The sequence below is a fragment of the Zhongshania guokunii genome, from assembly GCF_040892635.1.
GTDB classification, from domain to species: Bacteria; Pseudomonadota; Gammaproteobacteria; order Pseudomonadales; family Spongiibacteraceae; genus Spongiibacter; species Spongiibacter guokunii.
The window spans coordinates 44,221-58,339 of the sequence record NZ_JBFRYA010000003.1 but is presented as its reverse complement, the minus strand read 5'-3'; the positions used below and the strand labels follow the sequence as shown (position 1 = coordinate 58,339).

Genomic DNA, 14,119 nt, shown 5'->3' with positions numbered 1-14,119 from the left:
CGGTAGAGACCATGAAATATTTTATAAGCCTTATTCTAATTATGCTGAGCGCCTGCGATAGCAGCACATCCATCAGCGAAATTACAGAACCGACAACTCAGCAATCCAGCGACGATGCCCAAATACTCGCCAGCTTAAAATTTCCGAGTTCGCCGGCGCGCAGCGGCCGTGCCGTACTCCGCCAAGCGCATGCCGAAAATATTTACAACGCCGAAGCGGTGATTCCCCCGCAGTGTTACACCAAGCACGACGGCGAATACAATCCCTGCATGACCTGCCACCAGAGCTATGATTACCGCAGCCGCCCCAACACCATGAGCGACGGCGGCCTTCAGCACGTTTACGCTTTCTCTGATCTCGGCACTCATAATCATTGGCAAAATCTGTTTGAAGACCGTCGGCCACGCATTGCCAAAATTAGCGATCAGGCCGTAATCGATTATATTTACACCGACAATTACAGCCCATTAATTGAGCAGCTAAAAAGCACAGCAGACTGGCAGGGGCCAATCCCCGAAATCAAGAACCTGCATCTTGGCGCCGCGGCCTTCGACGAGCACGGCATGGCCAAAGACGGTAGTCATTGGGTGGCATTTAACTACAAGCCACTACCGAGCACCTTCTGGCCCACCAACGGTTCTAGCGACGACGTTATGATCCGTCTGCCTGCCAAATTTCGCCAAACTAGCTGCAAAAACAAGGATTACTCCCGCGACACTTATCTTGCCAATTTAGGCATTCTGGAAGCGGCAATCAAAGACCTTAGCCGCATTAGCGTACCGGCAATCGACGAAAACGCCTTTTGTGAAGATCTTAACCAAGATGGCAAACTCAGCGTTATTAGCGAGATTATTCGCCCCACCCACTATGTGGGCCAAGCCGGCGACGAAGCAGTGACGGTAATGCTGTATCCCATCCACACCGAGTTTTTACACAGCGTGCGCTATGTTGGTATAAGCAAAGATGGCGACATCGGCCTGCCGCCACGCATGAAAGAACTGCGCTATATGAATAAATTCGCCTTCTTTCCGCCTACTCATTTGGTATCGCAGTACGGCAATGAAAACCAAGAAAAAATCGAAGGTCTGCTGCCACAATTTATTAACCGCGGCGACAAAGGCACCGACAACTCCTTTGGCTGGATGCTGCTCGGCTTTATAGAAGACCAGCAAGGCCAATTGCGCATGCAAAGCGAAGAGGAGAATTTGTTTTGCATGGGTTGCCACACCACCATCGGCAGCACAATTGACCAGACCTTTGCCTTTGCCCGCAAACTCGACGGCGCGCCAGGCTGGTCTTACATCAATTTAAAAGGCATGCCCGACGCCCCCTATGTAAACGCAGCTAACACTAAAAATGACAGCGAGGGCGAAATCGCTCACTACCTAAAAACAGTTGGTGGCGGCAATGAGTTTCGCGAAAACGACGAAATTCGTGAGCGCTTTTTCCACGCCGACGGCAGCCTAAACGTCGCCGCCATTAACGGCTTAGACGTATACCAATTAATAACTCCGTCACTGCGCCGCGCGCTCGATCTCAACAAGGCTTATATGACCATTGTTGCCGATCAAGATTTTATTCACGGTCGCGATGCCAATCTGCAACCCGTGCGCAATGTCTATTCAGAAATTGATCCAGAGAGCACACCCGTGCTGCCTGGCGACAAAAAAGTGCAGTGGGACATTCGTTTGCGGTGGCCCAATAGCAGCCTAAATTCTGTGGAAACGGCACTTCCCTTAAGCGCAAAATAAACGGATAGTGGCCTCTCAAATTAGGCTAGGAGGCCAAACATGGCTAGCTGCACATACACCCGCCCACCGCTGCGCGCCCTTGGCCTCAGCCTCAGTATTGGATTATGTGTAGCCGCCAGTTTATCGGCCTGCAGCCGCAATGCCCCACCCATTGCCGACCAGCAAGAAAATCAACTTCGCAACTTGAAATCTGCGCCGCTGATCGCAAATACCCTCAACAACGCTTGGTATCGCGACGCAGAAACCGCCCTCACCAATAAACCTCTTGGCGAGATTGAGCGCGGCAAAGCGCGCAATATTATTTTGTTTTTAGGCGACGGCATGAGCATCGCCACCATTACCGCTGCGCGCATTCTTGCCGGTCAGCGCCTTGGTCAAAGCGGCGAAGAGTACGCCTTGAGCTTTGAGCACTTCCCCTACTCTGGCCTATCAAAAACCTATAACGTTGATTCACAAACCCCTGACTCTGCCGGCACCATGACCGCGATAATGTCTGGGCTAAAAACCGATGCCGGCGCGCTTGGCGCCGATGAAAACGTTATCGTTGGCGACTGCCAAAGCCTTGCTGGCCATGAAGTGATTAGCGCACTGGAGTTAGCCGCGCTAGCAGGCAAAGCAACAGGAATCATCTCCACTGCGCGCATAACCCATGCCACCCCTGCGGCGACCTATGCCAAATCGGCAGATCGCGACTGGGAGGACGACAGTAGCCTGCCCGCCGCAGCCAAAGCCGCAGGCTGCCAGGATATTGCTAGCCAATTAATCGATTTTGAAAAAAACGTGGAAGCCCGTATTTCCGGCGCCGACGTCGACGGCATCGACGTAATCATGGGTGGCGGCCGTCGCGGCTTTATTAGTAACACCGACCCCAGTGGCGAAGGCCGACGCTTAGACGAGCGCAACTTAATCAGCCAGTGGCAGCAGCAGTATCCCGACGGCAAATACCTTCAAACTACTGGCGACTTACAGGCCATCAATCCAAAGACTGCAAGCAAGATTTTTGGCCTGTTCAACCCCTCGCATATGCGCTACGAAGCAGATCGCGACACCAGCAATAACGGCGAACCCTCTTTAAAAGCAATGACCGCCACGGCAATTACTAGGCTTAGCCAAAATTCAAACGGTTATTTCCTGATGGTGGAAGGCGGCCGTATCGATCACGCCCACCACGCGGGCAATGCCTTTAATGCCTTAAACGAAACTATTGCCTTTGCCGACGCCGTTGCAACTGCGGTGTCATTGAGCCAACGCGACGACACCCTTATCATTGTTACCGCCGACCATGGCCACGCCTTTAGTATTAGTGGCTACCCCAAGCGCGGCAATCCTATTTTAGGCAAGGTTATTGAAGTGGGCAGCACTGTTCCCGCACAAGCCAGCGACGGCATGCCCTACACCACCCTAGGCTATCGCAACGGCCGCGGCTTTCAAAATTTAGGCAGCGACAACAACGCCGATACCGCGTATCAGCAAGAAATACAGGCCGGCCGCCATAACCTAGATGAGGTAGACACGCAGAGCAGTGGTTTTCATCAAGAGGCCTTAATTCCGCTAGCCGCCGAAACCCACTCTGGCGAAGACGTGGCCATTTATGCCATTGGCCCAGGCGCAGCCCTCGTCAGTGGCAGCAATGAACAGAACCTGATATTCCACGTTATGAATTACGCCGCGCAGCTGCTTGACGTCACTCCACCGGCCCACGCTAAGTAATGTTCCCTATAGGGGATAGGAGCGCTAGCACTTACAGTTGAAGAAACCGTATTAGGCCGAAATTTTATGTCGCTGATTCAACTGATTTATACCAGCACCGTATCCGAAACCTTTGAGGAAAAGGATTTAACCGCAATTTTAGCAAGTGCGAAAAAAGCGAATGCTGAAGCCAATATTACTGGCCTATTGTGCTTTGACGGCAATTTTTTTATGCAATGCCTTGAAGGCGACCGCAGCCAGATCAATGCTACCTACGCCAAGATCCTCAGCGATAAACGTCACCAAGCCCTAGAGCTATTGGCATACAGCACTATCGATAAGCGCAGCTACTCTCAATGGGAAATGGGACTGGTACCAAAAGCCGCACTCTCGCGCCCCTTAAACCTGCTTTACACCGCATCGGGCCTGTTCGAGCCCTATTCGATGAGCGCTGCAAGTGCCGCCCAGTTTTTACGGGCGTTACGTAATGCTATGCCTTTGCTCTAAACAATAAAAAAAGGCGCATTGCCATTACAGCAACACGCCCAAAAAAGACCTACTGGGTGGGTAAAAATTTACTTCGCTGAAACCAACATCTGGTTGTGATGACGAACCAGAGTATTGTAGTGCTCAGCGGTTTGCTCTAAACGCGTTACCGCTATGTTGTGATGGAAGCTATCTGAAAATCTTCCGCAGTCATTTAAACGCTGAGCACCGAGATCTAAATACGCTTCAACGGTTATCTTAAGATTGGCAAGATCTTCACTTTGACTAGACTCAATGTCAGGCAAATACGGCGCATTTTTCACGGCAGAAAAGGCGCAATTGGCATAACTGTTTACCGACGTTAAGCCCAAAATTGACAATACGCTTACTACTATTAGTTTCTTCATCAGATACATCTCGTGCTTTAGCGCACAAACTCTAACTAGGTGAAACTATGATACCAAAATACACACAACTAGAAACACAAAAAGTAACAAAAGCGCAAAAAATTCAATACAAAAACAAAATAAGCATATATTTCAACAAGATATATAATGCTAAAGGTCAATAATATTGGTTACCAATTTATCCCGCATATGCAGTAGCTATTGAAACACGTAAAAATCGGATAAACCGGCCGCCAACTACAAACCCATTGCCCAGATGCAAAAAAGGCGTATTGCCATTACAGCAACACGCCAAAAAAAAAGACCTACTGGGCGGGTAAAAATTTACTTCGCTGAAACCAACATCTGGTTGTGATGACGAACCAAGGCATTGTAGTGCTCAGCGGTTTTCTCCAAACGCGTCACCGCTGCATTGTAGAAGAAATCTTCTGAATACCCGCCACAGCTCTCTAAGTTTTGGGTGGCGCGCTCTAAATACATATCGACTGTCGCCTTTAGCGCAGCAACCTCCTGGCTTTGGCTAGCTTCAAGCGCAGGCAGTCGCGGAAAATCCTTCACTGCGGCCAAAGCACAATTGGCGTAACTATTAAGCGAAGTTAACGCCAAAGCCGAAAATACACTTACTGCTATCAATTTTTTCATCAGATACACCATGCACTAAACAGTACAAACTCCAATCAAGGCGCAAATGATACCAAAATACACACATATGTCTATAAAAAATTACAATCATTCATTTATAAAATATAGAAATAAAAAAATCCATATAATTCAACGGACTACAACCAACAAATTCAACAGAAAAAACGTTACCGATAAGCGCATTTCGTTACTAAATACCGCTATTCGATAACTCTGGCGTCAAAAACCACCAAATACAGAGCACAGCAGCAAGCCAAAAACCGTACGAATAGGGAATTGTAAAAACAGTGAAATGATCAGCGCCCAGATCAAACCAAGCACCGATATAAAAAACCAATTAGGAATAAACCCGCCGCAAGAAAGGCGGCGTATTAGAGCGAGCTAGCGAGCCCTGGAGATAAATCAATAAATCGATCAACCAAAATATCTGGCTTTGCATCCGCCACTGACGCGCCATGATTGTAACCATAGCTTACACACGCAACCGGCATATTCGCCGCCCTGGCGGCAGCAACATCATTCACTGAGTCGCCGACCATTACGGTATTGGCAACCGCCACGCCGAGCTGCTCGCAGGCCAGCAGCAAGGGCGCCGGATCGGGCTTACGCACCGCAAGTGTATCGCCACCGACCAAAACCGGCATAAGCTCCTGTAAACCAAAATGCGCAAGAATGGGCTCGCTAAACCGCGCGGGCTTATTGGTAACGCAAGCCATTTTAATGCCTTGGGTATGCCAGTGCGTTAGAGCCTCACGCACCCCCGGATAAAGCACGGTTTGCTCGCAGGTCTGCTCTCCATAGTGTTCAAAAAACACCGCGAGCAACTGGTCGATTAAACTTGGATCCAGCGATTTTTCAGGTACTTCGAGCGCAAAGGCCAAGCCGCGCTGCACGAGCTTGCGGGCACCATTACCGACCCAGCCCCGCACCCGATTAACACCGGCGGGCACATAATTAAGCTGTTCCAAACTTGCATCTAGCGCCGCCGCTAGATCTGGCACGCTATCGATAAGAGTGCCATCCAAATCAAATAAGATGGCCTCTAGCTCGCGACCGCTTAGTAGATCTTGCAATAACTTCATACGCCGGCTAATTCGTTCCGCATTTTTTCAATCGTTTCACTGTAGTCGCCGCCATTAAAAATCGCCGAACCAGCCACAAAGGTATCTGCCCCCGCAGCCGCCACTTCAGCAATATTTTTAGCAGAGATACCGCCATCCACTTCAAGGCGAATATCCCGACCCGAGGCGTCGATCAAAGCCCGCACTTCTTTAATTTTGTCGAGGGTCGAGGGAATAAAGCTCTGACCACCAAAGCCAGGGTTCACGGACATCAGCAAAATCATATCGAGCTTATCCATGACGTATTTCAATACATCGGGACCAACCGCAGGATTTAATACCAATCCCGCCTTACAACCGGCGTCGCGAATCATTTGCAGCGAGCGGTCAACATGGATTGTGGCATCTGGGTGGAAGGTAATAATACTGGCGCCCGCCTCAGCGAAATCGGCAATCATGCGATCCACCGGCGAAACCATCAAATGCACGTCGATTGGCGCTTTTACGCCGTGTTTGCGCAAGGCTTTGCAGACCATCGGTCCAATAGTCAGATTAGGAACGTAGTGATTATCCATTACATCAAAGTGAACAATATCAGCGCCAGCCTCGAGCACGGCGTCGACTTCCGCCCCTAAACAGGCGAAGTTTGCCGATAATATCGATGGGGCTATCCAGTAATCTGCCATTTTAGTTTCCTGCAAAATTGAGGCGCTAGTTTAATGCGCAAACCATTACGGTATCTATAAGTACAAAGTCGGTATTTTACGGCACTTTCGGCGTTGAATCAGCAGCCTGCGGCGACGCACTTAAAAAGTCGTCGAGATCAGCCAAACGCTGGGGCGTGCCAATGTCCCACCAGTGCCCCGTAAATAATTCACCACTGAGGCCGCCACTGGCAATCGCGCTCTGCATTAGTGGTTTTAGCGCGCGCGGCCCATGGGCCAAACCGCGAAACATCGAGGGTCGCCAAACACTAATACCCGAAAAGGTATAGCGCGACCCAAGGTCGTCCTCCGTCACCAAACCGGCTTCTGTCAGCGAAAAATCACCGCTAGGATGGTGCGGCGGGTTGGCAATCAGAACAAGATGAGCCGCTTGCGGCTGGCAGTTTAATAGCTGACTAAAATCAATATCTGTCCAGACATCGCCATTGACCAATAAAAATGGCGCGTCGTCGCCACTGTCTAAATAAGGCAGGGCTTGCACTATGCCCCCCGCCGTTTCCAGCGGCTGCTCTTCTCGGGATAAATGAATATCAAGCCCATAACAGTTGGCCGAACTAAGATAACTTTGAACTTGCTCGGCCAGCCACGAGCAATTCACCACCACCTCACTCACACCAGCGGCGGCAAGCTTGGCTAAATGGAAATCGATAAGCGGGCGACCGCCAGCCCGCAACAGCGGCTTAGGGCAGTGATCGGTCAGGGGCCGCATCCGCGTACCCAGCCCTGCAGCCAAGATCATCGCTTTCACTCGTCGTCCTTAAACCAGCTCTGCTGACAGATTAGCGGCATTAATTTACGGTCAAACCAACTGAGAAATTCATCAAATTCGGGGTAGCGGCTAGCAATACTCAAGGTGTATTCCAGCACCAAAGGTAGATCCGCCATATAAGCCGTTTTGCCATCGCGCAAATTTAAGCGAGCAAAAATACCCAGCACCTTAATATGGCGCTGCAAGCCCATCCAATCCACATCTTGACGAAACCCCTCAGCACTCACCGCCTTTAATACGCCCGCTCGCATTGCCATGAGGCGATAGACCTCTATCCAGTCATCGACCTGCTCCTCTGGCCAACTAACATAACAATCGCGAATCAATGACACCAAATCGTAGCTAACTGGCCCCACTACCGCGTCTTGAAAATCAATCATGCCCAAACGTTCATCCGCCAGCACCATCAAGTTGCGGCTATGAAAATCGCGATGCACCAAGACTTGCGACTGCGCGACTGCGCGGGTAGACAACAAGCCAAACACGCCGCGCAGCATCACCAGCTCATCAGCGTCAAATTGATAACCTAGCAGGCCACTCACAAACCACTCGGAAAATAAATTCATTTCTGCGCTAAGGCGCGCTTCGTCGTACTCGGGCAAGCTGTGCTGATCATTAGGAATGCGCTGCATCGCCAGCATTACGCCAAAGGCTTGGCGATAATAGTGATCTGCCGCGGCACTATTTACCAACAAAGGCCATAGCAGCTGATCGCCAAAATCTTCCTGCAGTAAAAAGCCCCGCGGCTTATCCCAGCCCAGCAGAGCAGGCACCCGCGCGCCGTGCTTGTGCAGCAGTGCCTGCACAGTGGTAAAGGCCCGATTATCCTCTTTATCTGGTGGCGCGTGCACGGCAATCACACTACCGCCCGCCGCAAGCGGCAAGCGATAATAGCTGCGAAAACTGGCATCGCCAGACACCACGACCAACTCGCTCGCCGCGTCAGCCGCATCGAGCGACAGCTGCTGCAAACACCAACTGTGGAGTTCTTTTAGTATGTGATCCATTTTTGCTTCCGTTAAAAGCCAGAATTTTGGCCTTTTATACACACAGGCGGGCATCCTAGCAGAGAATGCTTTATTATCCACCTTCGCCAATATCGGCTCCATCGCCAAAATAAAATCACTAACTGATGCCAGTGTTTCGCCAACTTACTTTATGCTTTCTTGCCGCCGCTGCTAGCCACGCCAGCCTAGCGCAAGCCGCCGCACCAGAAAACTGCAGCGACACCATCATTTCGCCACTAAGCGCCGACATCAGTGATTTGCCAGCCTACTACCAGCACTGGCACTGGGTGCCCAATAGCCATTTAAGTGAAGCGGCGCGCTGCGGCCTCACACCAGGCTGCCAAGGGCGATTTATTGAGCCCAGCAGAGATTGGGAAGGCGCGGGCAGCAAGCCGCTTAGCGCACCGCTAAATGTCTCTGCCGACACAATCGAATCCGTCGGCGCCAAAGCAACCATGACCGGCGATGTGCAGCTGCGCAAAGGCGACCTCAGCCTCGACGCCGGCTACGCCCAATACAACCGCAGCAACAGCACCGTCTTGCTGCGCGACAACGTGATTTTGCGCCAGCCTGGCATATTACTGCGCGGCCAATTTGCACAAATTGACACCAATCGCGGCCTTGGCGAGCTCCAGCAAGCCGAAATATTAAGCTTTCAAACCGGCGCCCGTGGCACCGCTGAACGGATCTCTCGACCAGACTACAGCCGCTTTGAAATGGACGGCGCTAGCTATACCCAGTGCACCCCCGACAATGAAACTTGGTCCTTACACGCTGACAGTATCGTTTTAGATTACAATAGCGGCCGCGGTGTAGCGCGGGGCACCAGCATTCGGGTATACGATATTCCGGTATTTTACAGCCCCTACCTAAACTTCCCGGTTGATGACCGTCGCGCCACTGGTTTTTTATTCCCGTCCATTGGCTTAGCGAATAATAGCCTCGACATTTCTACGCCTATTTACCTAAATCTGGCCCCCAATTACGACGCTATTGTCGCGCCCCGCTATATTGAAAAGCGTGGCGAAGCACTGGAAACCGAGCTGCGCTACTTAAACCCCTATAGCGAATGGGCGGTCAGCAGCAGTTATTTGCCCAATGACCAAAGCGAGAACATCGACCGCTGGTTGATTGATGTAAAAGAACAGGGTTTTGTAAATGATCAGTGGAGCACAGAGGTTGATTACACCAAGGTCAGCGACGTTGATTACTTCACTGATCTAGGTTTAGCCAATTTAGCGGTAAAGCGCAGCACCCACTTAAATCAACAGGGCGCATTAAACTACAACTCAGACAACTGGACTGGCCGCGTCGAGGTTCAGCGCTATCAGACCATTGCGGCCGTTGAAGACCCTTATCAAAAATTGCCGCAACTGCGTTTAGACTATCAGTCGCCGGCCAAAAACTTTCAGCTAGAACCCAGCATCGAACTTGAATACACCCAGTTTGACCACCGCGACAAACTGCGTGACGGCGGCAGCAAAATCACTGGCGAGCGCCTCTACGCCACTGCTGGCGCCAGCTTCCCTATGCGCTGGCGCTGGGGCTTTATTGAGCCAGCCTTAAAAAGCCGCACCGTAAACTACCAACTTGAAGATGCCCAGCTCGCCGGCATCGACGCCAGCCCCAGCGCCAGCAGCGCCTTATTGAGCGTCGACAGCGGACTGTACTTTGAACGCGAGCTCACAATCAGCGAGCAAGACTGGACTCAAACCTTAGAGCCTCGACTGTTTTATCGCTATTCCGAATACGAAGACCAAAGCGATCAGCCCGATTTTGACAGCGCCGCACTGACCTTTACTTATCAGCAGCTGTTCCGCGACACCCGCTTTACCGGCCACGACCGCCTCGACGACGCCAATCAAATTGCCATTGGCATGAGTAGCCGCTTCATTAATAACGCAGCTGGCCGCGAAGTGCTCACCGCCAGCATTGGCCAACTCCATTATTTTGACGATGGCCGCGTGCAATTGCCCGGTGACGAGATCCGCAAAAGCAGCAACTCCGATTTTGCCGCGCAATTCCGCCTGCTGCCCGACGACAACCGTTGGTTCAGCGTCGATCTTCTGTATGATGCACGTCAAGGGGTGCTTAATCAGAGCAATCTGGGCTACCATCAGCGCAGCGATAATGGCGCACTGTTTAATATTGGCTATACCTTCCGCCGCGAAGGCAATGAATTTGGCGGTTTGGAAAACAACGTTAAGCAGGGTGATGCCTCCGTGAGTCTGCCGCTAAACAGCCAGTGGAAGCTGTTTGCCAAGACCCAATACGATTTTGAAGACAACCGCCCTGTTGAAAACTTGATTGGCGCCGAGTATCAAAATTGTTGCTGGCTGAGCAGAGTGGTTTATCAACGCGCGCTGGAACCAGACGACAATAGTGGGTCTAACACCAGTGGCACCGACAACAACTCGGCGCTGCTCATTGAATTTCAATTGAAAGGGCTGGGTGGACTTGGCACCGCAGTAACCAGTGTTCTTAAGGAAAGTATTTTTGGCTACCTATCTGATGAATAATATGCGTTTACTCAAAGTATTAACCGCCACCTTGCTGATTGTGCTGGCACCACTAGCACAAGCTGAGACTAAGTGGCTCGATAAAGTTGTCGCCATTGTCGATGACGATATCATTTTGGCCAGCGAACTCGATTCCCGTATTGAGAGCATCATGACCAATATCGAGCGCTCTGGTAAAGAAGCGCCACCACCAGAACAGCTCCGCAAAGAAGTGCTCGATCTATTGGTTTTGGAAAACATCCAGCTGCAAATTGCCAATCGTTACGGCGTGCGCATTGAAGACGAAGAGCTCAATGCAGCGGTCGCGCGGATTGCCGGCAATAACAATATGAGCCTAGCGCAATTCCAACAGGCATTAACCGCCAGCGGTGCATCCTATCTCGCCGTGCGCGAGCAGATTGCCAAGGAAATGGTTTTGCAGCGCGTGCAAATGGGCAATGTGAACCAGCGCATTCAGATCAGCGACCAAGAAATTCAGAGTTTCCTCAAGTCTGAGGAAGGCCGCCAGCGCACCGCACCGGAATATCACTTCTCACACGTATTAATTCCCGTGGATTCCGATGCCAGCCCAGCCCAGCGTCAGCAAGCAGAAGCCAAAGCTAAAGCCCTAAGCGCAAAAATGCGCGACGGAAAAAGCGTGGACAACGCCAACGACGCCATTAGCATCAGCGATTTAGGCTGGCGTAAAAGTACTGAACTACCGTCATTGTTTACCGAAGTTGCGGCCAAAATGAGCGACTTTGACGTGTCAGAGCCAATTCAAAGCGCCAGCGGTTTCCACATCATTAAACTGCTGGAAAGTCGCGGTGTTAAGCAAATGGTCAAACAGACCCGCGCCAGCCACATCCTGCTCAAGCCCTCAGCGATTCGCAGCGAAGCCCAGACAATAGCACTTGCGAAAGAGCTTCGTCAGCGCGCCCTCAAAGGTGAATCCTTCCGCGATCTCGCCAAAGAGTATTCCGAAGATATCGGTTCAGCCCAAGAAGGCGGCGACCTCGGCTGGACCACTCCCGGCCAGCTCGTTCCCCAGTTCCAAAAAGCTATGGACGAAACGTCGCCCGGCGAAATTCACGAGCCAGTTGCCTCTGACTACGGCTGGCATGTTATTAAAGTCATTGAGCGTCGCAACCAAGACGTGACCAAAGACATGCGCAAACAGATTGCTCGCAATATTATCCACGAACGCAAATATGCCGACGAACTGGACATCTGGCTGCGCAAAATTCGCAGCGAGGCCTTTGTCGACATCAAAATTTGATGCCAAGCCGCATTGCGATCACCCCCGGCGAGCCTGCCGGGGTAGGCCCAGAACTCCTCGTTAAGCTTGCACAAGATAACTACGACGTCGAACTGGTGGCCTTTGCCGATCCGGAACTGCTTATGCAGCGCGCCGCCGCCATTGGCCTGCCCCTGCACTGCCTACCCTGCGACTTTTCTACACCTGCTCAGCCCCACCGCAGTGGCCAGCTGCGGGTCGTCGACATTGCCCTGCGCAGCCCCGCGCAGCCCGGTCAGCTCGACACTGCAAATGCCGCCTATGTGCTCGACACCTTGCGCCAAGCCACCGATGCCTGCCTAGCAGATCAATGCCAAGCACTGGTCACCGGCCCCGTGCAAAAATCCGTTATCAATGACGCAGGCATCGCCTTTAGCGGTCACACTGAGTTTCTCGCTGAGCGCTGCGCGGTCGACAAAGTGGTAATGATGCTGGCGACCGAGGAGCTGAGGGTGGCACTGGTGACCACTCACCTGCCCCTGAGCGCCGTGCCTACCGCCATCACCACTGCTACCCTGCAGCGCGTTACCGAAATACTGCACGGCGCCCTGCAAAGCCAATTTGGCTGCGAGCGCCCGCGCATATTGGTATTGGGCCTCAACCCCCACGCCGGCGAAGGTGGTCATATGGGCCGCGAAGAAATCGACACCATCATTCCCTGCCTCGACACTCTGCGCCAGCGGGGCTGGCAGCTCGAGGGGCCAATGCCCGCCGACACCGCCTTCACTCCTCGCCATCTCGCAAAGTGCGATGCGGTATTGGCGATGTACCACGACCAGGGCCTGCCGGTACTAAAATACCAAGGCTTTGGCCGCGCGGTGAACATTACCCTCGGCTTGCCGATTATTCGCAGCTCAGTAGACCACGGCACCGCCCTTGATTTAGCTGGGAGCGGCACCGCCGATTCCGGCAGTTTTGAAGCTGCACTGCGCAGCGCCATTGCCATGACTAGGCACAGTAGGAAACATCTTTAATGCAATCCCCAGCTCCACACCGCGCGCGCAAGCGCTTCGGTCAAAACTTTCTTCACGACCAAGGCATCATTCGCGGCATTGTACGCGCGGTCTCCCCTCTAGCGGGCCAACGTTTACTGGAAATCGGCCCCGGCCAAGGGGCAATTACTGCCTCGATTCTCGACACCGATTGCCAGCTTGACGTAATCGAGATCGACCGCGATCTCGTGCAAATTTTGGCGGATAAATTTTCTAGTCGCGACAATTTCCGCATTCACGAAGGCGACGCCCTAAAATTTAATATTGGCGCACTAGCGGGCACGGAGAAACTACGGGTGGTCGGCAATCTGCCCTACAACATATCCACGCCCCTAATATTCCACCTGCTCAGCGCCCACGACTGCATCAGCGACATGCATTTTATGCTGCAAAAAGAAGTAGTAGACCGCCTTGCCGCAGGACCTGGCAGCAAAACCTACGGCCGCCTCAGCATCATGGCCCAGTATTACTGCGCGATAGAATCGCTATTTGATGTGCCGCCCGAAGCCTTTTCACCCCAACCTAAGGTACAATCCGCTATTGTTCGGCTAACGCCCTACACTGAGCTTCCCTACCCAGCCAACGACGTTAAACTATTGCAGAGAGTGGTTCGCGACGCCTTTAACCAGCGCCGCAAGACCTTGCGCAATACGCTCAAGGGCTTAATTAGCAGCGAGGGCTTGGAAGCACTGGGCTTAGACCCGGGCATTAGACCAGAAAACGTTAGCCTAGAAAGCTATGTAGCGATTGCCAACGCCGTTGGCGACGCACAAGAAAATGATATTGCGGAGTAAG

General features: G+C 52.1%; 13 protein-coding genes. 7 read left to right on the top strand and 6 right to left on the bottom strand.

The window, feature by feature from the left end; translation table 11 throughout:
* The first annotated feature begins 11 nt into the window (after positions 1–11).
* The 3 genes from AB4876_RS04420 to AB4876_RS04410 all read left to right on the top strand — a co-directional run bounded on the left by AB4876_RS04420 (position 12) and on the right by AB4876_RS04410 (position 3,947).
* On the top strand, positions 12–1,751 hold the full coding sequence (locus AB4876_RS04420) for an Aq_1262 family (lipo)protein (RefSeq protein WP_368380441.1): 1,740 nt from the start codon (positions 12–14) through the stop codon (positions 1,749–1,751).
* Positions 1,752–1,790: 39 nt separating this feature from the next.
* Positions 1,791–3,461 carry an alkaline phosphatase family protein gene (locus AB4876_RS04415; RefSeq protein WP_368380440.1) on the top strand — a complete coding sequence of 557 codons (1,671 nt, stop codon included), beginning with the start codon at positions 1,791–1,793 and terminating at the stop codon, positions 3,459–3,461.
* A gap of 66 nt (positions 3,462–3,527) precedes the next feature.
* Positions 3,528–3,947, top strand: a complete 420-nt coding sequence (locus tag AB4876_RS04410; RefSeq protein WP_368380439.1) for a BLUF domain-containing protein — start codon at positions 3,528–3,530, stop codon at positions 3,945–3,947.
* A 68-nt stretch (positions 3,948–4,015) separates the two neighbouring features.
* On the opposite strand, the gene AB4876_RS04405 is transcribed toward AB4876_RS04410, so the two are convergent.
* The 6 genes from AB4876_RS04405 to AB4876_RS04380 all read right to left on the bottom strand — a co-directional run bounded on the left by AB4876_RS04405 (position 4,016) and on the right by AB4876_RS04380 (position 8,537).
* Positions 4,016–4,333 (bottom strand): hypothetical protein, encoded by a 318-nt coding sequence (locus AB4876_RS04405; protein WP_368380438.1) that lies wholly within the window; start codon positions 4,331–4,333, stop codon positions 4,016–4,018.
* 324 nt (positions 4,334–4,657) lie between these two features.
* On the bottom strand, positions 4,658–4,975 hold the full coding sequence (locus AB4876_RS04400) for a hypothetical protein (RefSeq protein ID WP_368380437.1): 318 nt from the start codon (positions 4,973–4,975) through the stop codon (positions 4,658–4,660).
* Positions 4,976–5,346: 371 nt separating this feature from the next.
* Positions 5,347–6,057, bottom strand: a complete 711-nt coding sequence (locus AB4876_RS04395) for a phosphoglycolate phosphatase (RefSeq protein WP_368380436.1) — start codon at positions 6,055–6,057, stop codon at positions 5,347–5,349.
* Complete coding sequence (rpe, locus tag AB4876_RS04390; protein ID WP_368380435.1) at positions 6,054–6,722, bottom strand: ribulose-phosphate 3-epimerase; 669 nt, start codon at positions 6,720–6,722, stop codon at positions 6,054–6,056. Before rpe ends, AB4876_RS04395 begins: the two co-directional genes overlap by 4 nt.
* Before the next feature lie 76 nt (positions 6,723–6,798).
* Positions 6,799–7,500 carry an N-acetylmuramate alpha-1-phosphate uridylyltransferase MurU gene (gene murU / locus AB4876_RS04385; protein WP_438273400.1) on the bottom strand — a complete coding sequence of 234 codons (702 nt, stop codon included), beginning with the start codon at positions 7,498–7,500 and terminating at the stop codon, positions 6,799–6,801.
* A 5-nt stretch (positions 7,501–7,505) separates the two neighbouring features.
* On the bottom strand, positions 7,506–8,537 hold the full coding sequence (locus tag AB4876_RS04380) for an aminoglycoside phosphotransferase family protein (RefSeq protein WP_368380433.1): 1,032 nt from the start codon (positions 8,535–8,537) through the stop codon (positions 7,506–7,508).
* 125 nt (positions 8,538–8,662) lie between these two features.
* On the opposite strand from AB4876_RS04380, the gene AB4876_RS04375 reads away from it, so the two are divergent.
* Genes AB4876_RS04375 through rsmA form a run of 4 tightly spaced genes read left to right on the top strand, consistent with a single transcriptional unit; the run spans position 8,663 to position 14,118 of the window.
* Positions 8,663–11,056, top strand: a complete 2,394-nt coding sequence (locus AB4876_RS04375) for an LPS-assembly protein LptD (RefSeq protein WP_368380432.1) — start codon at positions 8,663–8,665, stop codon at positions 11,054–11,056.
* Positions 11,034–12,314 carry a peptidylprolyl isomerase gene (locus AB4876_RS04370; RefSeq protein ID WP_368380431.1) on the top strand — a complete coding sequence of 427 codons (1,281 nt, stop codon included), beginning with the start codon at positions 11,034–11,036 and terminating at the stop codon, positions 12,312–12,314. The genes AB4876_RS04375 and AB4876_RS04370 overlap by 23 nt, the downstream gene beginning before the upstream one ends.
* Positions 12,314–13,306: a 4-hydroxythreonine-4-phosphate dehydrogenase PdxA gene (gene pdxA, locus AB4876_RS04365; protein WP_368380430.1), complete on the top strand. Its 993-nt coding sequence runs from the start codon at positions 12,314–12,316 to the stop codon at positions 13,304–13,306. The genes AB4876_RS04370 and pdxA overlap by 1 nt, the downstream gene beginning before the upstream one ends.
* Entirely contained in the window at positions 13,306–14,118 is an 813-nt protein-coding gene (gene rsmA, locus AB4876_RS04360; RefSeq protein ID WP_368380429.1) for a 16S rRNA (adenine(1518)-N(6)/adenine(1519)-N(6))-dimethyltransferase RsmA, read from the top strand. The genes pdxA and rsmA overlap by 1 nt, the downstream gene beginning before the upstream one ends.
* The last annotated feature ends 1 nt before the right edge of the window (position 14,119 follow it).

Coding starts and splice junctions, on each gene's coding strand:
- AB4876_RS04380 (WP_368380433.1), bottom strand. CDS start 8,537: ATGGATCACATACTAAAAGAACTCCACAGTTGGTGTTTGCAGCAGCTG.
- AB4876_RS04410 (WP_368380439.1), top strand. CDS start 3,528: ATGTCGCTGATTCAACTGATTTATACCAGCACCGTATCCGAAACCTTT.
- rsmA (WP_368380429.1), top strand. CDS start 13,306: ATGCAATCCCCAGCTCCACACCGCGCGCGCAAGCGCTTCGGTCAAAAC.
- pdxA (WP_368380430.1), top strand. CDS start 12,314: ATGCCAAGCCGCATTGCGATCACCCCCGGCGAGCCTGCCGGGGTAGGC.
- AB4876_RS04395 (WP_368380436.1), bottom strand. CDS start 6,057: ATGAAGTTATTGCAAGATCTACTAAGCGGTCGCGAGCTAGAGGCCATC.
- murU (WP_438273400.1), bottom strand. CDS start 7,500: ATGATCTTGGCTGCAGGGCTGGGTACGCGGATGCGGCCCCTGACCGAT.
- rpe (WP_368380435.1), bottom strand. CDS start 6,722: ATGGCAGATTACTGGATAGCCCCATCGATATTATCGGCAAACTTCGCC.
- AB4876_RS04405 (WP_368380438.1), bottom strand. CDS start 4,333: ATGAAGAAACTAATAGTAGTAAGCGTATTGTCAATTTTGGGCTTAACG.
- AB4876_RS04415 (WP_368380440.1), top strand. CDS start 1,791: ATGGCTAGCTGCACATACACCCGCCCACCGCTGCGCGCCCTTGGCCTC.
- AB4876_RS04375 (WP_368380432.1), top strand. CDS start 8,663: ATGCCAGTGTTTCGCCAACTTACTTTATGCTTTCTTGCCGCCGCTGCT.
- AB4876_RS04420 (WP_368380441.1), top strand. CDS start 12: ATGAAATATTTTATAAGCCTTATTCTAATTATGCTGAGCGCCTGCGAT.
- AB4876_RS04400 (WP_368380437.1), bottom strand. CDS start 4,975: ATGAAAAAATTGATAGCAGTAAGTGTATTTTCGGCTTTGGCGTTAACT.